We start from the raw sequence: 25,027 nt of genomic DNA on the forward strand, positions 1-25,027 counted from the left end.
GGCGCGCGGCGTTTTCTTTCAGCTGATTGCAGAGCTTACTGCTTGACGACATCCACGACGTCATAGCCCGCGGTAAAGCCGCTCAGCGACAGCTTCATCGAAACAACCTGATCCGGTGCCGGCGCCGGACGCAGCGACAGCACGGCTTCCTTGCCCTTCTTGAAGGCGTCGATGTCGCCCTGGGTCAGGCCGATCTGCGCAACGCAGCCCAGCTGATTGCAGAAGGAATAGTTGTAGCGCTTGGCTGGCGCGCCATCGATGGAGATGGTCAGCGCGGCAGGAAGCAGGGTTTCCAGCGGCACGATCACGGTCGCGCCTGCAACGGCCTGGCCGCCTTGCTGGTCGATACGGAACATCGATACTTCTGCCATCGGGTTGCCTTGCGGGCCGTTCAGAACCTGCAGCAGCGAGCAAGGGTCGTTTTCGGCCTCGGTCCTGATGCAGGCCAGATCCCAGTCGCCATGCTTTTCTTTGGAGTAGCGTTCACCCAGCTTGGGGCCGTCATTGACCGGTTCCCCCAGGTCCAGCAGCTGGTCTGCGGTCGATTCCGCCTGGTCTGCCTGCTCTGTGGTTTCCGCCCCGGCGGCCTGTTCGGTGGTGCCGGTTTCTTCGGCGGCGGTTTCCTGCGCCGCCAGCGGCGCGGTCATCGCCAGCACCGCGGCAAGCGTGATCGGGGTCAGGGACTTCAACATGAATGCCTCATTTTTCTAAAGACGCTGCCAACGCGTTTAGCACGCTGTCCCGGCAGTGTCAGGCCAATAACAAAGGAATAGCGGGGAAATCCGCGCACAGCGCTTCAGTCTTGGAAGATGCTGATAAAATACAAAAAAGGGAACCCGATGGTTCCCTTTTTCGTATTTGTTTCTCCCCGTCGGACTGGCCGACTTAGTTATTGCGTAGGACGTTACGAAAGGGTTGGCCATCGGTCAACATGCAAGTTCAAAAAAAATAAGGACGGCCTGCAATTCATGAAAATTGCAGGCTGCGGGATGAGTTTATGGCTGAGGATGCCCGTTTTACAGGCAGTATTTGCCCAAAAAGAAGGCCGTGCGCGAGGCACGGCCCAGTCTGACAGGGAGGAATGTCCGCCACGGCAACCGCATTGTGCTGGGGCGGGCAAGATTGACTATCGCATTCAAAAGTTAACTTTGTATTGTTATCCACAGGAAAAAGAACGGGCAGGGCAGAGATGGCAGATAGCTTATTCATTGGCGGCGGCGGCGAAGAATATGGCGAGCCGCAGGGGCTGAGCCTGAAATATGCCAACCGCCATGGGCTGATTGCGGGTGCTACCGGCACCGGCAAGACCGTCACCCTGCAGATCCTGGCAGAGGGGTTTTCCAACGCGGGCGTGCCGGTGATCCTGGCGGATGTGAAGGGGGATCTGTCAGGGCTGGCAAAGGCGGGCACGGAAAGCCACAAGCTGCATGAGGCCTTCACTTCCCGCGCGGGTAAAATCGGTTTTGCCGGTTACACTTACCATGCCTGCCCGGTGACCTTCTGGGATCTCTATGGCAAGCAGGGCCATCCGGTGCGCACCACCGTAGCCGAGATGGGGCCGCTGCTGCTGGCACGGCTGCTGGAGCTGAGCGAGGCGCAGGAGGGTATTCTGAACATCGCCTTCCGGCTCGCTGACGAGGAAGGGCTGCCGCTTTTGGATCTGAAAGACCTGCAGGCGTTGCTGGTCTGGATCGGCGAAAACCGCAGCCAGCTTTCGCTGCGCTACGGCAATGTATCAACGGCCTCAATTGGGGCCATCCAGCGGCGTCTCCTGGTGCTGGAGAACCAGGGCGGCGCCGGGCTGTTCGGCGAACCGGCCCTGGCGCTCAGCGATTTGATGCGCTGCGATGCGTCCGGAAAGGGCATGGTCAACATTCTGGCCGCGGACAAGCTGATGGCAGCGCCGGGGCTTTATTCGACCTTCCTGCTATGGCTGCTCAGCGAACTGTTTGAGGAACTGCCCGAAGTTGGAGACCCCGACAAACCGCGGCTGGTCTTCTTCTTTGATGAAGCGCATCTGTTGTTTGAAGACGCGCCGAAGGCGCTGACCGACAAGGTGGAACAAGTCGCCCGGCTGATCCGCTCCAAGGGGGTTGGGATCTATTTCATCACCCAGAACCCGGCCGATGTGCCGGAGGACATTCTGGGCCAGCTCGGCAACCGCATTCAGCACGCGCTGCGCGCCTTTACTGCCAAGGACCGCAAGAACCTGCGGCTGGCGGCTGAAACCTACCGCGAGAATCCCCGGTTTTCGACCGAAGACGCCATCCGCGAGGTTGGCGTTGGTGAAGCGGTGACCTCCATGCTGCAGAAAAAAGGCGTGCCCGGCGTGGTGGAGCGCACACTGATCCGGCCGCCCAGCACGCAGTTGGGACCGATTACAGACGGCGAGCGCAAGGAGATGCTCAAAGCCTCTGACATGGCCGGGAAATACGACAATCCGGTGGACCGGCGCTCTGCCTATGAGATCCTCGCGCAGCGGACAGCGGCTGCGGCTCAGGAAGCCGAAGCCTCAGAAGTGGCAGCAGAGGATGCCCAGGAACCAGCGGCACGCGAGTTCAACGCCGGCCGCCGTTACTCAGGCTCACGGGTCAGCCGCTCTTCTTCCCGCTCGTACTGGCAAAAGGATACGTTCACTTCTGCGATGTCAGAAGCCGTGATCAAGGAGCTGAAAGGCACCACCGGGCGGCGTATTGTCCGCGGAATTCTCGGCAGCCTGTTCAAGGGGCGTTAGGGCGCAGCCGGTGTCAGAAACGGCAGCGGCGTCAGCCGCCGTCTTTCTGCCGCTGGCCTTCCTGCTTGCAGATTGCATCAGCCTCTTGCACGGACATGGTAGCGGGCCTGTCGATGGAACGGTCCCACAATACCCGCTCCTTGGTGTAGAGCTGGCAGGTGACAATGCCCTTGCTGGTTTGCAGCTGCACTGGGGTTGTTTCGTAATTCTCCGGGCTGACACAGCCGCTCAAGGCTGCCGCAACGGCCGTAAGTTTTATTAACTTGGACTTGGTTTTCATAACTGGCTCACCTCGGTCGGTTTTCCTCCGAATATCGCGAGAGGGGAAATAAATCATTAAAACCCGCGGGTTCCACGGCAGAGCACCGAGCGTATAGGCGGGCAAGAAAACTGCCGCCCAAGGCGTCCTGAGCGGCAGTCAATTTTTCACGCAAAATGCTGTTTTCCAGCAAAGCGGCGCTTATTTCTCCGGGATCAGGCCGCGCGGGCTGAACCTGAGCACCAGGAGCAATATCAGCCCCATGGTGAACAGCCGCATGTGCGAGGCGCTTTCCAAGAGATGCGCCTTCAGCGCGCTGCCTTCTGCCATGCCGGAGGTGACAAGCTCCATCAGCAGGATACCCATGGGCTCCACCTTGATCCAGAAGAACCAGATCAGCATGCCGCCCAGCACCGCGCCGAAGTTGTTGCCGGACCCGCCAACAATCACCATCACCCAAATGAGGAAGGTGAAGCGAAGCGGGTTGTAGGTGCCCGGTGTCATCTGGCTGTCGAGCGTGGTCATCATCGCCCCGGCAATGCCGCAGATGGCGGATCCCAGCACAAAGATCTGCAGGTGGCGGCGGGTCACGTCCTTGCCCATTGCCTCTGCCGCAACCTCATTATCGCGGATCGCGCGCATCATCCGGCCCCAGGGGCTTTTCAGCGCCATCTGCGCCATCCACAGAAGCGCCAGCAGCACCACAGTGAACATCAGCGCATAACCGGCTTTGACGTAGACGGTGGAGGCGGTGACCGGGTCCATGCCCCAGCTGGCCGCGCGCTCCACAAAGGACGGATCGCTTTGCAGATCCACCTCATAGGGCAGCGGGCGGGGCAGGCCGACCACGTTCTTCACGCCGCGCGACAGCCAGTCCTCGTTCTTCAGGACCGCAATGATGATCTCGGCAATGCCCAGCGTGGCAATCGCCAGATAGTCGGAGCGCAGGCCCAGTGCGGTCTTGCCAATCAGCCAGGCAGCACCGGCAGCCAGCAGGCCGCCTGCGGGCCAGGCCAGCAGCACCGGCAGGCCAAGGCCGCCGATATTGCCCTGCAGCGCCGGGTTGATTGCCTCGACCGAACCGACAGCGGGATCAAAGATTGCACGGTAGACAAAGAAGCCCACGATGAGCACAGCGAGCAGAACAACGGTGCGCAGTTTGCCACCTGGCATGAACTTGGTGATCATCACCGCCGACACAACTGTCAGCGCGCCCATCACCAATGCCATCACGATGCTGACACCTCCGGACGACCAGGCCGCCGGGATCACTGGGGTCGACACCAGAACCACGGCCAGCCCGCCAAGCGCGGTGAAGCCCATGATGCCGACGTTGAACAGACCGGCAAAGCCCCACTGGATGTTGACCCCGATGGCCATGATGGCCGAAATCAACCCCATGTTCAGGATCACCAGCGCCGAGTTCCAGGAGCCAGAGAAGAACAGGAAGTCGGTCATGCCTTCTGCGAGGATCATCACGCCGACAAAGACGAAAAGAAGGGTATGTTTCATGGTCTCGGTCATACCGCTTTCCCTTTGAAAAGGCCGGTAGGCTTGAACAGGAGGACGACAATCAGGATCGCGAAGGAGACCGCGAACTTGTAGTCTGTGCTGAGGAGCTGAACGAGCCCGTCAGGCGCCAGGCTGTCCGGCAGGCCGTAGGTCAGCACCTTTTTCCAGGCATAGGTGATTGTCACCTCGGAGAAGGCGATGATGAACCCGCCGGCAATGGCCCCGATCGGGTTGCCGAGGCCGCCCACGATGGCGGAGGCAAAGATCGGCAGCAGAAGCTGGAAATAGGTGAACGGCTTGAACGACTTGTCGAGACCGTAAAGCACACCCGCAATGGTCGCCAGCGCCGCCACGATCATCCAGGTGTACATCACCACGCGCTCCGGGTTGATGCCCGACAGTAGCGCCAGATCTTCGTTGTCAGAATAGGCCCGCATGGATTTGCCGGTGCGGGTCTTGTTCAGGAACCAGAACAGCACCGCCACCACGATGATCGCGGTGATCACGGTGATGCCTTGCGTGGTCTTGATTGCCAGGCCTTCGTCCAAGCCGGTCATCTGCTTGAAGGTGCGTGCCTTGATGATGAACCGCTCGCCATCGGCAAACCGCTGGTCGCCGGGGCCGATGATGAAACGCACGATGCCATTCATCATGAACATCACACCCAGCGAGACCATGACAAAGATCACCGGCTTTGCCTTCTGCTGGCGGTAGAACCGGTAAACGGTCCGGTCGGTCAGCAGCGCCAGGCCGATGGTGCCCAGGATGCCAAAGGGCAGGGCCAGCAGTGCGGTTGGCAGCGGTCCTGCGCTGATCCCCATGGACTGGAACGCCCAGGTGATCAGGATGGTGACCATCGCGCCAAACGCCATGGTGTCGCCATGGGCAAAGTTCGAGAACCGCAGGATCCCGTAGATCAGCGTCACCCCCAGCGCGCCGAGCGCAAGCTGGCTGCCATAGGCCAGCCCGGGAACAACAACAAAATTGGTAAGCGCCACGAGGGCGTTGAGAAGATCCATTAGTTTACCTCCGTGCAGCGGCCATAGTGCATGAAGGACAGGTCCTCATGTTTGTCTTTCCAGTAAAACATGTTCGCTCCGGAGGAATCGTAGGTAACAAGAACCTCTTCCGAACCGCGGGTTGCGAGAAAACTCCGCTCCCCGCCGTTCTTGATAGAAGAATTAGCCAGTTCGAACTTGGCTCCGCCAAAAGTCAGACGGTTCTGTTCTGGCCTAATCTGAACTTCGATCTCTTTTGAAGTGCAGTTTTCGAACCGGACACCGGAAACGGGTTCGCAATCCCTTACGAAATCGCAATTCGCCAGTATTGGCGCGCTTAGAGCCGGTGATGCGGAAAGCGCGGCCAACAACGATGTAACGGCAAGACTTCCAACTTGGGAGGCTTTCGAAAAGCTTACAGCCATGACTACCCCCCCAAGAACGACTTGCGCACTTCGGGATCGGCCAGCAGCTCCTTGCCGGTGCCGGTATAGGCATTGCGCCCCTGCACCAGAACATAGCCTTTGTCCGCGATCTCAAGCGCTTGCTTGGCGTTCTGCTCCACCATCAGGATCGGCAGCCCGGTGCGGGCGACCTCAATGATGCGGTCGAACAGCTCATCCATCACGATGGGGGACACACCCGCTGTCGGCTCGTCCAGCATCAGCACCTTGGGCTTGGTCATTAGCGCGCGGCCCACAGCCACCTGCTGGCGCTGGCCGCCGGACAGCTCGCCGGCGGGCTGGTTGCGCTTGTCGCGCAGGATCGGGAACAGATCATAGACCTGCTCCATCGTGTCCCGGAAATCATCGGTGCGGATGAAGGCGCCCATTTCCAGGTTCTCCTCCACCGTCATCGAGGTGAAGATGTTGCTGGTCTGCGGCACAAAACCCATGCCCTTGACCACCCGGTCCTGTGGGGTCAGCTGGGTGATGTCCTCGCCGTCCAGCCGCACCGCGCCGGAGCGCACGTTCAGCATCCCGAACACAGCCTTCATCGCGGTCGACTTGCCGGCGCCGTTGGGGCCGACGATCACAGCGATCTCGCCCTTGTCGACGGCGATAGTGCAGTCATGCAGGATGTCCGGACCCTTGCCGTACCCGCCGGTCATGGTGTCGCCGATCAGGAACGGGCCGCCCTCGACCTTGTGGGTGGGGCCGCTTTTCAGATGGGCGGGCTGCATCGTGCCGATGCCTTTCGTGTTGGTGATCGAGGCATCCTTGTTGCCATGATCGTCCTGGTAGGGGTTGTCGCTCATGCGCCCGCCTCCAGTTTGTCTTTATTTTTCAGACCGGTGCCCAGATAGGCCTCGATCACATGTTCGTTTGCCTTGATTTCGTCCAGGGTGCCCTCGGCCAGCTTTTTGCCCTCGGCCATGCAGATCACCGGGTCGCACAGGCGGCCGATGAATTCCATGTCGTGCTCGATGACGACAAAAGTGTATCCGCGCTCCTCGTTGAGGCGCTTGATGGCGTCAGCAATGGTATATAGCAGGGTGCGGTTCACACCGGCGCCGACCTCGTCGAGGAAGACGATCTTGGCGTCCACCATCATGGTGCGGCCCAGTTCCAGCAGCTTCTTCTGGCCGCCCGATACCTGGCCTGCCTTCAGGTCCGCGATGTGGCTGATGGTCAGGAACTCCAGCACCTCGTCGGCCTTGGCCCGCAGTGCGCGTTCCTCGTCAGCGATCCGCTTGCGGCCAAACCAGGTGTTCCACAGCGTCTCGCCCGATTGCGCGCCCGGCACCATCATCAGGTTTTCCCGGCACGTCATCGAAGAGAACTCATGCGCAATCTGGAAGGTGCGCAAGAGCCCCTTGTGGAACAGCTCATGCGGCGGCAGGCCGGTGATATCCTCACCATCCATGGTGACCCGGCCCGAAGTTGGCTCCAGAACGCCAGCGATAACGTTGAAAAGTGTGGTCTTTCCAGCCCCGTTCGGGCCGATCAAACCGGTTATGGACCCCTTGGCGATTTCCAGCGAGGCGCCGTCAACCGCGTGGAACCCGCCGAAGTGCTTGTGCAAGTCCTCGACGACGATCATGTCATTTCATCCCCTGCCGCGTTTTCGCGGCGTTTTTAATTTAGAACAGCCCGGGAAAACCCGGGCTGGCCTATCTTGGTTGCTTTTCAGATGCTTATCAGCGGAAGCGAAGGGTTTCGTTCTTGCCGTCCTTCACTTCGATCTCGCGGTAGGAGCCTGCGCTCTCACCCGGGCCGATCAGCTCAACGCCGGTTGCGCCCTGATAATCGATGTCACCGCCAGCGGCGAGGATTTCCAGCGCCTTGCCCAGCTCACCCGGGTTGATCGGCTCGCCCGGGGCGTTTGCCACGTCCAGGATCTTGCCGACGTAATCCGCCGGGTTGGTGGAGTTGGCGGCCTGCATCGCCAGCAGGAACAGCGCTGCCGCGTCATAGGATTCAGACGCATAGGCCGAGGTGCCGTCAAAGCCGCGTTCTTTTGCCATTTCGGCAAAGATTTCCGCGCCCTTGCTGTCGGAACCTGCGATCTGGCCGAAGGAGCCGTCGAGGTCCGCGCCAACATTTGCGGGCAGGCTGTCGCCGATCATGCCGCCGGGCAGGCCGAAGGTGTCAAACGCACCGGAGTCCAGCGATCCCTGGATGATGCCCAGGCCGCCCTGGTCCAGGTAACCTGCAACCACCAGGATATCGCCGCCAGCGGAGGCCAGCGCGCCGACTTCCGCGGAGTAGTCGCCTTTGCCGTCTTCATGCGCAGTCACGATGGTGACTTCGCCGCCAACTTCCTCGAACGAGGACTGGATCGCGTCCGCCAGGCCCTTGCCGTAGTCGTTGTTGGTGTAGGTCAGGGCGATTGAGTTGATTCCGCGCTCTTTCAGGATCTCGGCCATCACCTGGCCTTCGCGTGCGTCCGACGGCGAGGTGCGGAAGAACAGTCCGTTGTCTTCCATGGTCGACAGGCCGGGCGAGGTTGCGGAGGGCGAGATCATCACCATGCCGTTCGGGATCGCCACGTTCTGCAGGATCGCGCCGGTCACACCGGAGCAGTCGCCGCCGATGATGCCGTTCACGCCTTCGGCTACCAGTTTCTCGCCGTTTGCCACGGCCAGGCCGTTGTCGATGCAGCCGGTGTCAGCGCGCACGGAAGTCACGGTGGCGCTGTCCAGCAGCTTGCCGGATTTGGTGACTTCTTCCATGGCCAGCTCGGCGCCGTCGCCCATGGCCGGTGCCAGCGATTCAATCGGACCGGTGAAGCCGAACAGAACGCCCAGTTTCACTTCCTTGGCATGGCCGCCGGCATATGCGGTGCCAGCCGTCAGCGCAGCGGCCGCGGTGGCCATCAGCAGTTTCTTCATTTGAGAACTCCCATTGTTGGAACAAAAATGTTCACATCGGACCCTAGGCAAGCCGTTTGGAAAAGAAAAGTCCCGTTGAGGCGTGAGATAGCAAAGAGTCCGTCCCGTTGTTCTCCGCTATTATCAGGTCATGTGGTGCGGAGCTGAGTTTAATTTAAGCTTAAAGTAACAGAAGGGGAAGCGGAAATGTTGCATTGGTTACGCATATTGACGGCTGTGCTTCTGCTGCTGCCGTTTTCTCCGACAGTTCAAGCGGATACGATGAACAGCAGCCTGGGTCAGCTTCGCGTGACGAAGATGGCAGGCGGCTTCGATGTGCCCTGGGCCTTTGCGTTTCTGCCGGACGGCGCGGTTCTGGTGACGGAACGGGATGGCGCGCTTTTCCATGTGCGGGACGGAAAAAAGAATCGCATAGGCGGCACGCCTGCCGTTGTTGCCGAGGGGCAGGGCGGCCTGTTGGACGTGATGGTGCCGCGCGATTTTGCAACCAGCCGGGAGATATTCCTGACCTTCGCCAAACGGCAGGGGCGCGGCGCGGGCACTGCCCTGGCCGCAGGCCGGCTCAGCGCGGACAACAGGTCTCTGACGGACCTGCGCATCCTGTTTGAGGCAGCGCCCGGCGCCACCGGCGGCCGCCACTTCGGTTCCCGCGTGGTAGAGGCGCGGGATGGCACGTTGTTCATTTCTTTGGGCGAGCGCGGCGACCGTCCCAGCGCCCAGAACCTGCGGCTGCATCAGGGGTCAGTGGTGCGGATCAACAGGGAGGGCACCGTGCCAGGCAGCAATCCTTTCGTCCGCCGCACGGATGCCCAGCCGGAAATCTGGTCCTACGGCCACCGCAACCCGCAGGGAATGGCGCTTGATTTGCAGGGCAGTCTTTGGGTGGCGGAACATGGCGCCAAGGGCGGCGATGAGGTGAACCGGGTCCGCAAAGGCGCCAACTACGGCTGGCCGGTGATCTCCTACGGCCGGCATTACTCAGGCGCAAAAATCGGCGAGGGCACGTTGAAACAAGGCATGGAGCAGCCCGCGTGGTACTGGGATCCGTCCATCGCACCGTCGGGCATGATGATCTATTCCGGGCGGATGTGGCCTGAGTGGCGGGGCGATATTTTCGTCGGCTCTCTCAAGTTCGACTACATCTCCCGCCTATCCGGATCCCCCCTTAAAGAGGTGGAGCAGATACGCAGCAGCGAAACCGGGCGCATCCGCGATGTTCAGGAAGCGCCCGATGGCAGCATCTGGTTCGCATCAGAGAGCGAAGGGGCGGTGTTTCGCATCTCCAATTAACCGCGCCACCCGAAAACTGAGACACACGTTTAAAATAGCTAAAACAGGAAGATTGATATGAGGAAATTTCTCGCCGCGGCGCTGATTGCGCTGCTTCCAGCTACCGCTCTGGCGCAGGACAGCGTATTCAGTTCGTATGAAGCATATGAACGCTTTGTGGATACAGTCATCAAGCAACGTGACTTCAAACAGCTGATTACCCGGCTGGGCGGCCGTGACGAATACACCCCCGAGCAATTGCAAAGCGCGCAGCAGCAATTGGCGGCAATTTACCCGCACGGCTTTACCGGCGGCAGCGTAGCGGCACGCAAGGAATTGATGAACGGCTTCAAGAAGGAGGTTCGGATCTATTGGAATGAGGACGTGCTGAACTACTGCTACTATTATGCCTTTATTCACGACCGCGGCGATAGCATCGTGGTGCTGAAATTTGACCTCAACACAAACTCAGATGTTGTTTTCGGGAAGCTTTGAAAGCTTCCCGAACCAGTTCCTTAGGCTCCCTAGGTCTTATACGCCGCCGCCTTGCTGCCGCGCTCGCGGTAGGGGGTGGTGTCGTAATGGGCCCGGTAGCATTTAGAGAAATGCGAGGGCGAGGCAAAGCCGCAGGCCAGCGCCACGTTGATCACGCTCATATCCGTCTGCATCAAGAGGTTGCGCGCCTTCTGCAGCCTCAGCTCCATGTAATAGCGCTTGGGGGAGCGGTTAAGGTAGCGTCGGAACAGGCGCTCCAGCTGGCGGGTGGACATGCCCACATCCTGGGCCAGGATCGACGGGCTGATCGGCTCCTCGATATTGGCTTCCATCATCTGGATAACCATCGACAGCTTGGGATGGCGGACCCCGATGCGGGTCGGGATCGACAGCCGCTGGGTATCCTGGTCGGTCCGGATCGAGGAATAGATCAGCTGATCTGCCACCGAATTGGCCAGCTCCTCGCCATGGTCATTGGCAATCAGCTTGAGCATCAGGTCGATGGAGGAGGTGCCGCCTGCGGTCGACAACCGGTTGCCGTCGATGACGAACACAGATTTCGCCAGCTCCACCTCATCGAATTCCTCGCTGAAGCTGTCGGCATTTTCCCAGTGGATGGTCGCCCGCTTGCCGTCCAGCAGCCCGGCCTTGGCCAGGGTGTAGGACGCCGTGCACAACCCGCCGACCATCAGTCCTTTGCGGGCTTCGCGGCGCAGCCAGGACAGGACTTTCTTGGTGGAGGCGTCCTGCACATCAATACCGCCGCACAGCATGATGGTATCGTCGCGCTGCAGTTCGTCCAGATCCGAATCAAGCTGAAAGACGGTGCCCGCGGAGCAGGTTACCGTTTCGCCGCCTTCGCCCACCACGGACCAGGTATACAGTTCTTTCCCAGCCATCCGGTTTGCGATCCGGAGCGACTCCATGGCGGCCGAAAAGCAAAGCAGGGTGAATTTGTCGAGGAGCACAAAGACAAACCTTTTCGGCTGGCCGGTGGCTACTCCTGAAACAGCAGGCTTGCGTGGCGTCTGCATGGCGGGCGTCCTTCAAGAAACAAGTCGGGCCGCGGGAGCACGCTCCGCGGCAGGTCGGAAAACCGTGCTCACAGCTTGGACGCGGGGTCAAGTCTCCGCAATTCTAAACTGGTCTCCCCCCGGCGGATTTTGTATAGAGCACACAACATATTCTAAAGACCTCTGATGCGGAGATAAAGTCATGAGCGAATGGCAAAAATCGGACTGGCGCAACAAGCCGCGGGTGCAGATGCCGGACTACACCGATGCCGCAGCGCTGAACGCTGTCGAGGCTCAGCTGTCCAAGTATCCGCCGCTGGTCTTTGCCGGCGAAGCGCGCCGCCTGAAACAGCACCTGGGCGCGGCTGGCCGCGGCGAGGCATTCCTGCTTCAGGGGGGCGATTGCGCCGAGAGTTTTGACCAGTTCAGCGCCGACGGCATCCGCGACACTTTCAAGGTGATGCTTCAGATGGCCATGGTGCTCACCTATGGTGCCAAGGTGCCGGTGGTGAAGGTTGGCCGCATGGCGGGCCAGTTCGCCAAGCCGCGCAGTGCGCCGACCGAAACCATTGATGGCGTGGAACTGCCCAGCTATCGCGGCGACATCATCAATGAACTGGCGTTCACACCCGATGCCCGCATCCCGAACCCGCAGAAGATGCTGCAGGCCTACACCCAGGCGGCTGCAACGCTGAACCTGCTGCGCGCTTTTTCCACCGGCGGTTTCGCCGACATGAGCCGGGTGCACTCCTGGACCCTCGGCTTCACCGATGAGCAGGAAGTCCAGAAGTACAGCGAGATCGCAACCCGCATTCAGGACACCATCGACTTCATGAGCGCCGCCGGCATCACCGCCGACACCACCCATGAATTCTCCACCGTGGAATTCTACACCAGCCACGAAGGCCTGCTGCTGGAATACGAGGAGGCGCTGACCCGCCTCGATTCGACCTCCGGCAAATGGCTGGCCGGCTCCGGCCACATGATCTGGATCGGCGACCGCACACGCCAGCCCGACGGCGCCCATGTGGAATTCTGCCGCGGCGTGCTGAACCCGATCGGCCTCAAGTGCGGCCCGACCACCAGCGCCGAGGATCTGAAGGTGCTGATGTCACGCCTCAACCCGGACAACGAGGCCGGCAAGTTGACCCTGATTGCCCGTTTTGGCGCCGGTAAGGCAGGGGAGCATCTGCCGCGGCTGGTCAAGGCCGTGAAGGAAGAGGGTGCTAATGTCACCTGGGTCTGCGACCCGATGCATGGCAACACCATCAAGTCCTCCACCGGCTACAAGACCCGGCCCTTCGACAGCGTGCTGCGCGAAGTGCGCGACTTCTTCGGTGTTCACAAGGCTGAGGGCACCATCCCCGGCGGCGTGCATTTCGAAATGACCGGCCAGGACGTGACCGAATGCACCGGCGGCGTCCGCGCGGTGACCGAGGAAGACCTGAGCGACCGCTACCACACCGCCTGCGATCCGCGCCTGAATGCCAGCCAGTCGCTGGAGCTGGCCTTCCTGGTGGCAGAGGAATTGTCCGCCCTGCGCGCAGAGCAGTCTGCGCGCCAAGCGGGCTAAGGCCGCCTGCGACAGCTGCCGGCAAACAAAAAGGCGCCCCGGAGGTTCTCCTCCGGGGCGCAGTCAATTCAAGCAGCTATGACCTTGTACTTGAATTCAGAAATCTTCCAGTGCCGGCACCGGATCAGTCGCGGCTGACCACCAGCCGCAGATGCGGTGCGCCCTTGTGCTTGGCAGCGGCAGGGTCCGCCGGTTCGGCCGCTTTGCCGGCCCGGCTGCGGTCCAGCAGCGCCTTGGCCTCTTCCAGCAGCGACCGCTCCGGCTTGAAACGGGCCTGAACCTCGGCAAAGCCGGGATTGGGCTGGTTCACATCTGCATGGTCTTCCTTCGCGTCTTCCCGCGGCTTAGCCTTGAACTCCGCGGCGCCCGAAGGCTTGCCAACGGCACGCATTTCGATCGAGGTGATCGAGAACCGCTGCGATGTGACCGAAGCGGCCTCGTCTGCCACCAGAACCCCCAGCACCCGGCTGATATCGCCCAGATCACTGCGCAGCGGCAGGAGCAGCATGCGGGCCTCGCGCGGTTTGCTCAGGCGCGGCGCCTCAATCTGCAGCTCCAGTTCCACAACCGCGGGCGTGTCGAACATATGCTCCATCGCATTGCTCAGCTGCTTGCGTGCATCTGTGGTGAAAAACGCCGTGACCGGCATCCCGCGCACTTCCATGCCCGCCATTTCATTGACCAGCGAACCGGCCAGACGGAAACGGGCGATGCCCGGCGCAATCCGTTCCAGAATGAAGGTGTTGCTCAGGATGTTTTCCAGACCGCGCGGATCAATCTGCGACCGGCTGGGCACATCGTCTCCACGGCGCAGCGCGGTCCAATAGGCTTCCGCCTGACGCAGCGGCGACAGTGCGCCGCCCTTGCGGAAACGGTTCATGGATACAACGTTTCCCTGTCCGTCAGACAGGCCATCTCCACTGCGGCTGCCAAAAATCATCTCATTATCCCCTGCAACACCGGACATCCCGTGGTCCCCGCGCAGCTCCTTGCTGCCTTAAGACTTAGGGCCGGTATGGTTACCCTGAAGTTAAGATGACACAATCTAATTCAAATTTGGACTAAATCTTAAAGCAATGGTTAACGCCTTCGCTTGCGCCCGTTTTTGCAATTGCGCTTGCACCCTGTAGTTTCAAGACAGTAGAGCAGTTTAATCACCAGCGAACAGGGGGCTTTCTTATGACCATCCGCAGCATGACCGCCTTTGCCTCGGCACAGGGCAGCTCCGATCAGCACAGCTGGAGCTGGGAGCTCAGGTCGGTCAATGCCAAGGGGCTGGATATCCGGCTTAGGGTTCCGGATTGGCTGGAAGGCCTTGAAAACCTGACCCGTTCCGCCCTGTCCAAAGCTCTGGCGCGGGGCAATGTCTCGCTGACACTCCGGATCACTAGGACTGAGGACGGCGCCGGGCAGGTGCAAGTCAACGCCGCGGTTTTGAAATCCGTGGTGAAGGCACTGGGAGAGGCGCAGTCGCTCGCCAAGCAGAACCGGGTGGAGGTGCGTCCGGCATCAGCTGCAGAGCTTCTGTCCTTCAAAGGCGTGCTGGAACAGTCCGCGGGCGACGATGATCCGGCGCCGCTGGTTGCCGCGCTTGCCAAGGAACTGGAAACCCTTGTGGCGGAATTCGTGCAGATGCGCGAGGCCGAGGGCGCGGCGCTTGCCGTAATCCTTAACACCCAGCTGGAGCAGGTCGCCGCGCTGACCGCGCAAGCGGCAGAGCGCGCCGAAGAGCGCAAGGCCAAGATGGCCGAAACGCTCCGGGCCAATCTGGCGCGTGTCATGGATAACGCCGATGGCGCCGACCCTGACCGGGTGGCGCAGGAACTGGCGCTGATTGCGGTCAAAGCCGACGTGACCGAGGAACTGGACCGCCTTGGCGCCCATGTGGCTGCTGCCCGTGATCTGCTGCTGAAGGGCGGCGCTGTGGGCCGCAAACTCGATTTCCTGATGCAGGAGTTCAACCGCGAGGCCAACACTCTCTGCTCTAAGGCGCAGCATGCCGGCTTGACGGCAGTTGGGCTTGAGATGAAAACCGTGATCGACCAGATGCGCGAGCAGGTGCAGAACATAGAATAAGAAAAGGAGTGCTTTGATGGCGGACCGCCGCGGCCTTTTGATCATCCTCTCATCGCCTTCGGGCGCAGGTAAATCCACCCTGGCCCGCCGCCTGATGGCCTGGGACCCGGGCCTTGCCTTCTCGGTCTCCGCCACCACCCGCGCCCCGCGCCCGGGTGAGGAGCACGGCCGCGAATACTACTTCATGTCCGAAGACGAGTTTAAGCAGAAGGTGGCTGAGGGCGGCATGCTGGAGCACGCCCACGTCTTCGGCAACTTCTACGGCTCGCCCGCTGGCCCGGTGAAGGACACCATCGAGGCCGGTCAGGACGTGCTGTTCGACGTCGACTGGCAGGGTGAGATCCAGATCCGCAACTCCGATCTGGGCAAGCACGCGCTGTCAATCTTCATCCTGCCGCCCTCGATCACCGAACTGCGCCGCCGTCTGGAAACCCGGGCGCAGGACAGCGACGAGGTGATCTCCAAGCGGATGATGAAAAGCTGGGATGAGATCAGCCACTGGGGCTACTATGACTACGTGCTGGTCAACGACGACTTGGACGAGACAGAGGCCAAGCTGAAAACCATCGTCGAGGCCGAGCGCATGCGCCGCATCCAGCAGCCGAAGCTGCAGGATCACGTCCGCGCCCTGCAAACCCAGTTCGAGGAACAGTCATGACCCTTTTTGCTCTTGGCGCTCACCGGCCGCAAATCGATGAGGACACCTGGGTCGCCCCCGATGCCAACCTGATCGGCAAGGTGGTGATGGAGGCAGGGTCCTCAGTCTGGTTCGGAGTCACCATCCGCGCCGACCACGAGGAAATCCGCATCTGCGAGGGCACCAACGTGCAGGAAAACGTGGTGATGCACATTGATGCAGGCTACCCGCTGACCATCGGCAAGAACTGCACCATTGGCCACAAGGCAATGCTGCATGGCTGCACCATTGGCGAGAATTCCCTGGTAGGCATGGGAGCTACCATTCTGAATGGTGCGAAGATCGGCAAGAACTGCCTGATCGGGGCAGGGGCCTTGATCACCGAGAACAAGGAAATTCCCGACAACTCCCTGGTGATGGGCAGCCCCGGCAAGGTAGTGCGGGAGGTGGACGCGGCGCTGGCTGAAAAACTCACCCAAAGCGCGCTGCTCTATCAGGACAACATGCGCCGCTTCCGGGCGGAGCTGAAACCGCTGTAACCGGCGCAACCCGGGCGGTTTTGCGCTGCTTGAACGGTTGCTGCCACAACAGGTTCACACTGGGGCAGTAGGCAGGCCGGACTGGTCAACAGCGGGGAACATATGACGACTGATCTAATAGAAGGATTTCTGGCGGCCATTCCGCTGCCGGCGGTGATGGTGGATCAGACCGAACGTTTCATCGCCGTAAACAGCGGTGCGGAGGCGCTGCTGGGGCAGGGCGTGCAGGGCCGCCACTTCGCCACCATCCTGCGCCAGCCCAGCGTTGCCACCGCGATCGAGGCCTGCCTGCACGACAAGCAACCCCGCACCGCACGGCACCTGTCCAACGACGGCGCGCAGGACACCACTTACACGGTGACACTCCGCTATGTGCCCGGCATCGGCGCGGTGGGCGGCGGCGCGGTACTGGCCTGTTTCGACGACATCACCGAACGCGAGCAAGCCAGCCAGATGCGCCGCGATTTCGTCGGCAACGTCAGCCATGAACTGCGCACGCCGCTGACGGCGCTGATCGGTTTCATCGAAACCCTGCGCGGCCCGGCCAGGGATGACGCTGCCGCTCGCGACCGGTTCCTCACGATCATGGAGGGCGAGGCCAGCCGGATGAACCGCCTGGTCGGGGACCTTCTGTCGCTCAATCGCGTGGAAAGCGAAGAACGGGTCCGCCCAAAGGAACAGGTGGATCTGACCGCGCATCTGGCCTCCACCCTCAAAACGCTGGCGCCAGTGGCAGAGGCCCGCGGCGCTGCGATGACACTTGAGGCACCGGAGGACCCGGTCTGTGTCACCGGCGACCCGGATCAGCTGCAGCAAGTGTTCACCAACCTGGTTGAAAACGCGGTGAAATACGGCGGCGATCAGGTGCGTGTTGTGCTGACCCATACTGACCGCGACCCGTCGGTGCGCGCGCCTGCCGCGCGGGTCCAGGTGATCGACAACGGCCCGGGAATCGATCCCGTTCACCTGCCGCGGCTGACGGAGCGCTTCTACCGCGCGGACAGCCACCGGTCCCGCGAACTGGGCGGCACCGGACTTGGCCTGGCGATCGTAAAACACATCATCAACCGCCACCGCGGAAGGCTGCGAGTTGAAAGCGACCTGGGGCAAGGGTCTGTATTCACCGTCATTCTTCCAGAGTAGGCAGCTGTGCCGTCGACCATGCCGTCAAAGAACGCTGCCGATCCCATGACCGGCAGTTTTTCATTTGTGACGGAAATTTTTCGTCAAAAACCGGCTTTGTCATACAGCTGTTACACACCTGTCACAAAAGCCTCATCAGCACCCCATAGGAGAGGCGGCAAGATCATCGAGGGGGTGATCGACCTATGAAACTCTTGGAGACACAAATGTCCTTTGTGAAACTGACCGCATCTACCCTGGCAATCGCCGCCGTTTCCGCAACCGCTGCTGCTGCGCGCGACCAGGTGCAGGTTGCCGGTTCGTCCACCGTTCTGCCCTACGCCTCCATCGTGGCAGAAGCCTTTGGCGAAAACTTCGACTTCCCGACCCCGGTTGTGGAATCCGGCGGCTCCTCCGCTGGCCTCAAGCGTTTCTGCGAAGGCGTGGGTGAAAACACCATCGATGTCGCGAACGCCTCGCGCAAAATCAAGGACAAGGAAATCGCCGCTTGTGCCGAAAACGGCGTGACCGACATCATCGAAGTCCGCATCGGCTATGACGGCATCGTGTTTGCTTCCGACAGCAGCGCCAACTCTTTTGAGTTCACCCCGACCGACTGGTTCCTGGCCCTGTCCGACAAGGTTCTGGTTGACGGCGAACTGGTCGACAACCCGAACACCACCTGGGCCGACGTGAACGCCGACTTCCCGGCCGTTGACATCCAAGCCTTCGTTCCGGGCACCAAGCACGGCACCCGCGAAGTGTTCGAAGACAAGGTCATCCTGGCCGGCTGTGAAGCCACCGGCGCGTTTGAGCATCTGCTGGCCCACGCCGAAGGCGACAGCGACAAAGCCAAGAAGAAAGCGGCTGAGAAAGCCTGTATCGCCCTGCGCACCGACGGCAAATCGGTCGACATCGACGGCGACTACACTGAGACCCTGGCCCGCATCGAAAGCAACAAGGACGGCATCGGCGTCTTTGGCCTGGCGTTCTACGAGAACAACACCGACAAGCTGCAGGTTGCGACCATGTCCGGTATCGTTCCCTCGACCGAGAGCATCGCAACCGGCGAATACCCGGTCTCCCGCCCGCTGTTCTTCTACGTGAAGAAAGCCCACATCGGCGTGATCCCGGGCCTGAAGGAATACGCTGAATTCTTCGTCGCAGACGAAGTTGCCGGCGAAGACGGCCCGCTGGCCGAATACGGTCTGGTTGCCGACCCGGAACTGGCGGACACCCAGGAAGCAGTTGCCAACGAAGCCGTGATGGGCGGCAACTCCTAAGCTGTCCTGCCTGTGATCTGATCCTTGCCGGGGCGGAGCCTACCTCCGCCCCGGCGCTTCTTCCGCGGCAGGGCTGCCGCACCATAAAAGACACCGCCAAAACCGGAGCTTTTCATGCCCACTTTCTGGCTTGTTGCCCTCCTGCTTGCGCTTTCTGCCGCGGGTTACTACGGCGGCCGCCGCCGTGCGATCGCCACCGCTGCGGGCAATGTCAAAGACCTTCATTCGCTGCCATCATATTACGGCTACCACGTGGCTCTTGCTGCCTTTGTGCCGGCCATCGGCGCGCTGGCGATCTGGCTGCTGGCCCAGCCGATGTTCATCGAGACCCGCGTCTCCGGCATGATCCCGGCAGAGGCGATCCCGGAAAGCTCCTCCATCGGTCTGGTGATGAGCGACGTGCGCCGGGTGGCTGAAGGGCTGGACTTGGCGGTGGAGCAGGGGCTGCTGACCGCCCGGGAGGCCCGCAATGCCATCGCAGGCGAGCAGGACCTGCGCGCCCTGATGGGCGAAGTTGGCGTGGCTCTCGGCTCCAAGGTGCGCCCGGAGGTGCTGGAGGCCGCCCAGGCCTACCGCAACCTGTCGCACACCGGCCGCAACGCCATGACCGCCGTTGTGGCGCTGCTGGCGCTTGGCGGCTTTGCCTTCGCTTATGCGCGCACTCACAAGGATTTCCGCGCCCGCAACGTGGTGGAGCGCGCAGTGCTGGCGCTCTTGATCCTGGCCGCCTCGCTGGCGATCCTGACCACCGTTGGCATCGTCCTGTCGATGCTGTTTGAAACCAAGAACTTCTTTGGCCTGCACAGCTGGACCGACTTCTTCTTCGGCTCCACCTGGGCGCCGAACTTCCGCGGCGGCAGTGAGCTGTCGATCCTGCCGCTCCTGTGGGGCACGCTCTATATCTCCTTCATCGCCCTGCTGGTGGCGGTTCCGGTTGGCCTGTTTGCCGCCATCTACCTGTCGGAATACGCCAGCGGCGCCGTGCGTGCCTTTGCCAAGCCTCTGCTGGAAATCCTCGCGGGTATTCCCACCATCGTCTACGGCCTGTTTGCGCTGCTGACTGTTGGCCCCGCGCTGGCGGACCTCTTCGGCAAGGGCGGCCTGCTGGGCGTCGAATGGATGGCCGGCGCCACCTCTGTTCTGACCGCGGGACTCGTGATGGGCATCATGCTGATCCCCTTTGTCTCCTCGCTGTCCGATGACATCATCAACGCAGTGCCGCAGGCCATGCGCGACGGCTCTCTGGGCCTTGGCGCCACCAAGTCCGAGACCGTGCGCCAGGTTGTGATGCCTGCAGCCCTGCCGGGCATCGTCGGTGCGGTTCTGCTGGCCGCCTCCCGCGCCATTGGCGAGACCATGATTGTGGTGATGGGGGCGGGCGCAATTGCCAAGTTCTCCGCCAACCCGCTGGAATCGATGACCACCATCACCACCCGCATCGTCAGCCAGCTGACCGGCGACACCGACTTTGCCAGCCCCGAAACGCTGGTTGCCTTTGCCCTGGGTCTGACCCTGTTTGTCCTGACACTCGGCCTGAACGTCCTGGCGCTCTACATCGTGCGCAAATACCGGGAGCAGTATGAGTAATGACTGACCTGACCCAATCCCCCGCTGGCACCGCACCGGAGCCCCGCAAACACGGCGGCTCGCTGCTGGAGCAGACACCGCGCACCAAACGCCGTAACGCTGCTGAAAAGCGCTTCCGCGGCTACGGTATCGCAGCCATCGCCGCAGGCCTGGTGATGCTGGTGATCCTGGTGACCACCATCGTCGGCAAGGGCACCGGCGCCTTCCAGCAGACTTTTGTCACTCTGAATGTCGAACTGCTGGAAGCCAAGCTCGACAAGAAGGGCGAGCGCAACATCGAGGACATCAAGAAGGTCACCACCTTCGGCTATGCCCCGATCATCAAGGGCGCGATGACGGCTGTGGTCGAGGAGCTGGGTATCGAAACCGGCCTCAAGGCCAAGGACCTGGCTGGTATCCTGTCCAAGGACGTCGCCGCTCAGCTGCGCGACTACGTGATCGCCAACCCGGACCAGATCGGCCAGACGGTGGAGTTCCGCTTCCTCGCCTCCAGCCGTGTCGATGGCTACCTGAAGGGCCGCGTCACCCGGGAAAGCATCGTCAACGACAAGAACATCTCTGCGGAACAGCTTGATCTTGTTGACGCCTTGGCCGCTGCCGGGGTGCTGGAGAAGACCTTCAACCTCGACTTCATCTTTGGCGCGGATGCCTCCGACGCCCGCCCGGAGGCAGCTGGTATCGGCGTCTCCATGCTGGGCTCGCTGTTCATGATGTTTGTGGTGCTGGCGCTGGCGCTGCCGATCGGCGTCGCCGCCTCGATCTATCTCGAGGAGTTCGCGCCGCGGAACTGGCTGACGGACCTGATTGAGGTGAACATCTCCAACCTCGCAGCCGTTCCCTCCATCGTCTTCGGCATCCTGGGCCTCGCGGTGTTCATCAACTACATGCACCTGCCGACCTCGGCGCCGCTGGTGGGCGGCCTGGTGCTGACGCTGATGACGCTCCCGACCATCATCATCTCCACCCGCGCCTCGCTGAAATCGGTGCCGCCGTCGATCCGCGACGCGGCCTTGGGCGTCGGTGCCTCGAAAATGCAGGCGGTGTTCCACCATGTGCTGCCGCTGGCCGCCCCCGGCATCCTGACCGGCACCATCATCGGCCTGGCACAGGCGCTGGGGGAAACCGCGCCGCTGCTGCTGATCGGCATGGTCGGCTTCATCGCCTCCAACGCGCCGGAAACTCTGGCTGACGGGCTGCTGGCGCCGAACTCCGCCATGCCTGCCCAGATCTACGAATGGGCCAAACGCGCCGACCCCGCATTCTACGAACGCGCCTGGGGCGGCATCATCATCCTTCTTCTCTTCCTGGTGACCATGAACACGCTTGCCGTGATCCTGCGCCGCCGCTTTGAACGCCGCTGGTAAAAGGGGCATAGTGCAATGAACGACATGACCGTGATGGATAAGACCGTGGAAACCCAGAACATCAAAATCGCCGCCAAGGACGTGAACGTCTATTACGGCGACAGCCACGCGATCAAAGACGTGAACGTCGAGATCGAGGACAACACCGTCACCGCCTTCATCGGCCCCTCCGGCTGCGGCAAGTCGACCTTCCTGCGCTGCCTGAACCGGATGAACGACACCATCGACATCTGCCGCGTGAAGGGTGACATCCTGCTGGACGGTGAGGACATCTACGACAAGCGCGTCGACCCGGTGCAGTTGCGCGCCAAGGTGGGCATGGTGTTCCAGAAGCCGAACCCGTTCCCCAAGTCGATCTATGACAACGTGGCCTATGGCCCGCGCATCCACGGTTTGGCCAAGAACAAGGCGGAACTGGATGAAATCGTGGAAAAATCCCTGCGCCGCGGCGCCATCTGGGATGAGGTGAAAGACCGCCTTGATGCGCCCGGCACCGGCCTCTCCGGCGGCCAGCAGCAGCGCCTGTGCATCGCCCGCGCTGTTGCGACGGAGCCTGAGGTGCTGCTGATGGACGAACCCTGTTCGGCGCTGGACCCGATTGCCACTGCGCAGGTTGAGGAACTGATCGACGAACTGCGCAGCCAGTATTCCGTGGTGATCGTCACCCACTCGATGCAGCAGGCCGCGCGGGTCAGCCAGAAGACCGCCTTCTTCCACCTCGGAAACCTGGTTGAATTCGGCCCCACCGGCCAGATCTTCACCAACCCCGAAGATCCGCGCACCGAAAGCTATATCACCGGCCGGATCGGCTGATTTCTAGGAAAAACAAATGACTGCACAGCATATTGCATCTGCATTCGACCGCGATCTGGAGGCAATTCAAGCCCGGATCATGAAAATGGGCGGTCTGGTCGAGGACGCGATCCGCGAAGCCGCGCGTGCCTTGGAAACCCGCGACGAGGAACTGGCCCTGACCGTGCGCCAGGGCGACAAGGCCATCGACGGGCTGGAAGAGCTGATCAACGAGGAAACCGCCCGCCTGATCGCCCTGCGCGCGCCTGCCGCTTCCGACCTGCGGCTGGTGCTGTCGGTGATGAAGATTGCCGTCAACCTGGAGCGCATTGGCGACTATGCAAAAAACATGGCCAAGCGCACCGGTGTTCTGGCCCAGGGTCCGAACATCAGCGAGGGTACCTCTGCCCTGCGCCGCATGGCGCGCGAGGTGGAGCGGATGCTGAAGGACGCGCTTGATTCCTATATTCAGCGCGATGTGGAACTGGCCCGCGATGTGATCGAGCGCGACCGTGACGTGGATCAGATGTACAACGCCCTGTTCCGCGAATTCCTGACCCACATGATGGAGGACCCGCGCAACATTTCCGCCTGTATGCACTTGCATTTCATAGCAAAAAACACCGAACGCATGGGTGACCATGTGACTGCGATCGCCGAGCAGGTGATCTATCTGGTCACCGGCGAGAAGCCGGAAGAAGACCGCAAGAAAGCCGACACCACCTCGACCACACCGCAGGAGATCTGACCGATGGCTGCCGACCAGCCCACCGTTCTGGTTGTAGAAGACGAAATGGCGCAGCGGGAAGTGCTGGCTTACAATCTCGAAGCTGACGGCTTCCGCGTGCTCAAGGCCAAGGACGGCGAGGAAGCGCTGCTGGTGGTCGAGGAGGACATGCCGGATATCATCATCCTTGACTGGATGATGCCCAACCTCAGCGGCATCGAGGTCTGCCGCCGCCTCAAGACCCGCGCTGAAACCCGCAATATCCCGGTGATCATGCTGTCCGCCCGGTCCGAGGAAGTGGACAAGGTGCGTGGCCTTGAAACCGGCGCCGATGATTACGTGGTGAAACCCTATTCGGTGGTGGAACTGATGGCCCGCGTGCGCAGCCAGCTGCGCCGGGTCCGGCCCTCCACAGTCGGGGTGCGGCTGGAATACGACGACATCGTTCTGGACGCCGAGACCCACAAGGTCAGCCGGGGCGGCAACCAGCTCAAGCTAGGGCCAACCGAATTCCGGCTGCTCTCCACCTTCATCGAGAAACCGGGCCGGGTCTGGAGCCGGGAACAGCTCTTGGACCGGGTCTGGGGCCGCGACATCTATGTCGACACCCGCACCGTCGACGTTCATATCGGACGTTTGCGCAAGGCTCTGACCCAGCATGGCGGCGACGATCCCGTCCGCACTGTGCGCGGCGCCGGCTACGCCTTGGGCTGAAGCCTGGCTGAAACTGCACCGGGGGGTGCACAAGGGGTGTACAGGGGGTGCACGCATGTCACCCCCTGATTTTTACCGCGGCAGCGGGTCCTCTGGCTGCGCCTTGCCAGCTAGCCAGGTGCGGAATTTCATCAGCGCCGGTGCGTCTGATTTTCGCTCCGGCCAGATCAGGTAATAGGCGCCTGCAGTCTCAACCGGCTCTGGATGCAGCGCCACCAGTCGGCCTGTCGCCAAGTCCTGCTCCACCAGGTAATCCGGCATCAGCGCAACGCCCAGCCCATGCAGGGCCGCCTGGGTGATGGTTGCGAATTGATCATAGATTGTACCACTTAATCCCGCGGCAGCCTCAATGCCTTGCTGCTCAAACCAGTCTTTCCAAGCGGTTGTCCGCGTCTGGATATGCAGCAGAGGCAGCTTCAGAATGTCCTTCGGCTCGTCTACTATACGCCCCTCCAGAAGCTGCGGTGCGCAGACGGGCAGCAGCTGCTCGTGCTTCAGAAGCAGAGATTGCGTGCCCGGCCACTCGGCGTTTCCGAAATGTATCGCGGCATCAAAGGGTTCTGTAGCAAAATTGAATGGTTCCAGACGGGTGGCCATGTTGATGGTCACATCCGGATGAAGCCGGGCAAACTCCGGCAGCCGCGGCATCAGCCAGCGCATCCCGAAGGCTGGCAGGATCGCCAGGTTGAGCGTCCCGGCCAGCGGTGCGGCCTGCAAACGCAAGGTGGATTGCACGATCTGGTTCAAGGCCTGCCGGATCTCCGCAGCGTAATCCTGCGCCTCCGTTGTCAGCGCCAGCCTCTTTTGGTCGCGCTGCACCAGCTCCATCCCCAATTGCCGCTCCAGCGTCTGCAGCTGGCGGCTGACGGCGCCCTGCGTCAGCGCCAGCTCATCCGCGGCGGCAGAGGCGCTGCCAAGCCGGTCCAGCGCCTCCAAGGCGCGCAGGGAGGAAATCGAGGGCAGGAACTTGCGAGGCACTGTCATGTATGAGTGTTTGTC

General features: G+C 61.5%; 25 protein-coding genes. 14 read left to right on the plus strand and 11 right to left on the minus strand.

Annotated features, from left to right (window positions below):
- Window positions 1-35: 35 nt before the first annotated feature.
- A complete protein-coding gene (locus GC1_RS01900; protein WP_019296299.1) occupies window positions 36-692 on the minus strand; it encodes an invasion associated locus B family protein in 657 nt (218 codons plus the stop codon).
- 497 nt (window positions 693-1,189) lie between these two features.
- Between GC1_RS01900 and GC1_RS01905 the strand changes: the two genes are divergently transcribed.
- Window positions 1,190-2,734 carry a helicase HerA-like domain-containing protein gene (locus GC1_RS01905; protein WP_019296300.1) on the plus strand — a complete coding sequence of 515 codons (1,545 nt, stop codon included), beginning with the start codon at window positions 1,190-1,192 and terminating at the stop codon, window positions 2,732-2,734.
- Between the two features lie 31 nt (window positions 2,735-2,765).
- Here GC1_RS01905 and GC1_RS01910 read toward each other — a convergent pair whose 3' ends face one another.
- From GC1_RS01910 to GC1_RS01940, 7 genes are all read right to left on the minus strand, one after another.
- Window positions 2,766-3,014: a hypothetical protein gene (locus GC1_RS01910; RefSeq protein ID WP_019296301.1), complete on the minus strand. Its 249-nt coding sequence runs from the start codon at window positions 3,012-3,014 to the stop codon at window positions 2,766-2,768.
- A gap of 180 nt (window positions 3,015-3,194) precedes the next feature.
- Window positions 3,195-4,517 (minus strand): branched-chain amino acid ABC transporter permease, encoded by a 1,323-nt coding sequence (locus tag GC1_RS01915; protein ID WP_019296302.1) that lies wholly within the window; start codon window positions 4,515-4,517, stop codon window positions 3,195-3,197.
- The gene (locus GC1_RS01920) at window positions 4,514-5,524 is read right to left on the minus strand and encodes a branched-chain amino acid ABC transporter permease (protein ID WP_019296303.1); all 1,011 of its coding nucleotides are present in this window, start codon (window positions 5,522-5,524) and stop codon (window positions 4,514-4,516) included. Before GC1_RS01920 ends, GC1_RS01915 begins: the two co-directional genes overlap by 4 nt.
- Window positions 5,524-5,928, minus strand: a complete 405-nt coding sequence (locus GC1_RS01925) for a hypothetical protein (protein ID WP_036761990.1) — start codon at window positions 5,926-5,928, stop codon at window positions 5,524-5,526. Before GC1_RS01925 ends, GC1_RS01920 begins: the two co-directional genes overlap by 1 nt.
- Window positions 5,929-5,930: 2 nt before the next feature.
- The gene (locus tag GC1_RS01930) at window positions 5,931-6,761 is read right to left on the minus strand and encodes an ABC transporter ATP-binding protein (RefSeq protein ID WP_019296304.1); all 831 of its coding nucleotides are present in this window, start codon (window positions 6,759-6,761) and stop codon (window positions 5,931-5,933) included.
- Window positions 6,758-7,546, minus strand: a complete 789-nt coding sequence (locus tag GC1_RS01935) for an ABC transporter ATP-binding protein (protein ID WP_019296305.1) — start codon at window positions 7,544-7,546, stop codon at window positions 6,758-6,760. Before GC1_RS01935 ends, GC1_RS01930 begins: the two co-directional genes overlap by 4 nt.
- Window positions 7,547-7,643: 97 nt before the next feature.
- Window positions 7,644-8,837: an ABC transporter substrate-binding protein gene (locus tag GC1_RS01940; RefSeq protein WP_019296306.1), complete on the minus strand. Its 1,194-nt coding sequence runs from the start codon at window positions 8,835-8,837 to the stop codon at window positions 7,644-7,646.
- Window positions 8,838-9,023: 186 nt separating this feature from the next.
- Between GC1_RS01940 and GC1_RS01945 the strand changes: the two genes are divergently transcribed.
- On the plus strand, window positions 9,024-10,127 hold the full coding sequence (locus GC1_RS01945; protein ID WP_029204825.1) for a PQQ-dependent sugar dehydrogenase: 1,104 nt from the start codon (window positions 9,024-9,026) through the stop codon (window positions 10,125-10,127).
- A gap of 57 nt (window positions 10,128-10,184) precedes the next feature.
- A complete protein-coding gene (locus tag GC1_RS01950) occupies window positions 10,185-10,601 on the plus strand; it encodes a hypothetical protein (RefSeq protein ID WP_019296308.1) in 417 nt (138 codons plus the stop codon).
- Between the two features lie 29 nt (window positions 10,602-10,630).
- On the opposite strand, the gene GC1_RS01955 is transcribed toward GC1_RS01950, so the two are convergent.
- Window positions 10,631-11,635 (minus strand): GlxA family transcriptional regulator, encoded by a 1,005-nt coding sequence (locus tag GC1_RS01955; RefSeq protein ID WP_019296309.1) that lies wholly within the window; start codon window positions 11,633-11,635, stop codon window positions 10,631-10,633.
- Between the two features lie 181 nt (window positions 11,636-11,816).
- On the opposite strand from GC1_RS01955, the gene GC1_RS01960 reads away from it, so the two are divergent.
- Window positions 11,817-13,187 (plus strand): class II 3-deoxy-7-phosphoheptulonate synthase, encoded by a 1,371-nt coding sequence (locus tag GC1_RS01960; protein WP_019296310.1) that lies wholly within the window; start codon window positions 11,817-11,819, stop codon window positions 13,185-13,187.
- A gap of 124 nt (window positions 13,188-13,311) precedes the next feature.
- On the opposite strand, the gene GC1_RS01965 is transcribed toward GC1_RS01960, so the two are convergent.
- Window positions 13,312-14,127: a PAS domain-containing protein gene (locus GC1_RS01965; protein WP_029204826.1), complete on the minus strand. Its 816-nt coding sequence runs from the start codon at window positions 14,125-14,127 to the stop codon at window positions 13,312-13,314.
- A gap of 239 nt (window positions 14,128-14,366) precedes the next feature.
- Here GC1_RS01965 and GC1_RS01970 point away from each other — a divergent pair, with 239 nt between their 5' ends.
- The 10 genes from GC1_RS01970 to phoB all read left to right on the plus strand — a co-directional run bounded on the left by GC1_RS01970 (window position 14,367) and on the right by phoB (window position 24,028).
- Complete coding sequence (locus GC1_RS01970) at window positions 14,367-15,263, plus strand: YicC/YloC family endoribonuclease (RefSeq protein ID WP_019296312.1); 897 nt, start codon at window positions 14,367-14,369, stop codon at window positions 15,261-15,263.
- 16 nt (window positions 15,264-15,279) lie between these two features.
- The gene (gene gmk / locus GC1_RS01975; protein ID WP_019296313.1) at window positions 15,280-15,921 is read left to right on the plus strand and encodes a guanylate kinase; all 642 of its coding nucleotides are present in this window, start codon (window positions 15,280-15,282) and stop codon (window positions 15,919-15,921) included.
- Window positions 15,918-16,439 carry a gamma carbonic anhydrase family protein gene (locus tag GC1_RS01980; protein ID WP_019296314.1) on the plus strand — a complete coding sequence of 174 codons (522 nt, stop codon included), beginning with the start codon at window positions 15,918-15,920 and terminating at the stop codon, window positions 16,437-16,439. The genes gmk and GC1_RS01980 overlap by 4 nt, the downstream gene beginning before the upstream one ends.
- A 102-nt stretch (window positions 16,440-16,541) precedes the next feature.
- Window positions 16,542-17,582, plus strand: coding sequence for a sensor histidine kinase (locus GC1_RS01985; RefSeq protein WP_019296315.1), 1,041 nt, complete (start codon window positions 16,542-16,544; stop codon window positions 17,580-17,582).
- Window positions 17,583-17,788: 206 nt separating this feature from the next.
- Window positions 17,789-18,844 (plus strand): substrate-binding domain-containing protein, encoded by a 1,056-nt coding sequence (locus tag GC1_RS01990; RefSeq protein WP_019296316.1) that lies wholly within the window; start codon window positions 17,789-17,791, stop codon window positions 18,842-18,844.
- 114 nt (window positions 18,845-18,958) lie between these two features.
- A complete protein-coding gene (pstC, locus tag GC1_RS01995) occupies window positions 18,959-20,431 on the plus strand; it encodes a phosphate ABC transporter permease subunit PstC (protein ID WP_019296317.1) in 1,473 nt (490 codons plus the stop codon).
- Window positions 20,431-21,795: a phosphate ABC transporter permease PstA gene (pstA, locus tag GC1_RS02000; RefSeq protein WP_019296318.1), complete on the plus strand. Its 1,365-nt coding sequence runs from the start codon at window positions 20,431-20,433 to the stop codon at window positions 21,793-21,795. Before pstC ends, pstA begins: the two co-directional genes overlap by 1 nt.
- A gap of 15 nt (window positions 21,796-21,810) precedes the next feature.
- The gene (pstB, locus tag GC1_RS02005) at window positions 21,811-22,608 is read left to right on the plus strand and encodes a phosphate ABC transporter ATP-binding protein PstB (RefSeq protein ID WP_019296319.1); all 798 of its coding nucleotides are present in this window, start codon (window positions 21,811-21,813) and stop codon (window positions 22,606-22,608) included.
- 16 nt (window positions 22,609-22,624) lie between these two features.
- Complete coding sequence (gene phoU, locus GC1_RS02010) at window positions 22,625-23,335, plus strand: phosphate signaling complex protein PhoU (RefSeq protein ID WP_019296320.1); 711 nt, start codon at window positions 22,625-22,627, stop codon at window positions 23,333-23,335.
- 3 nt (window positions 23,336-23,338) lie between these two features.
- Complete coding sequence (gene phoB, locus GC1_RS02015) at window positions 23,339-24,028, plus strand: phosphate regulon transcriptional regulator PhoB (RefSeq protein ID WP_019296321.1); 690 nt, start codon at window positions 23,339-23,341, stop codon at window positions 24,026-24,028.
- Window positions 24,029-24,100: 72 nt separating this feature from the next.
- Here phoB and GC1_RS02020 read toward each other — a convergent pair whose 3' ends face one another.
- Complete coding sequence (locus GC1_RS02020; RefSeq protein WP_019297851.1) at window positions 24,101-25,012, minus strand: LysR family transcriptional regulator; 912 nt, start codon at window positions 25,010-25,012, stop codon at window positions 24,101-24,103.
- Between the last annotated feature and the right edge of the window lie 15 nt (window positions 25,013-25,027).

It is taken from the genome of Leisingera sp. ANG1 (genome assembly GCF_000203975.2).
Lineage (GTDB): Bacteria > Pseudomonadota > Alphaproteobacteria > Rhodobacterales > Rhodobacteraceae > Leisingera.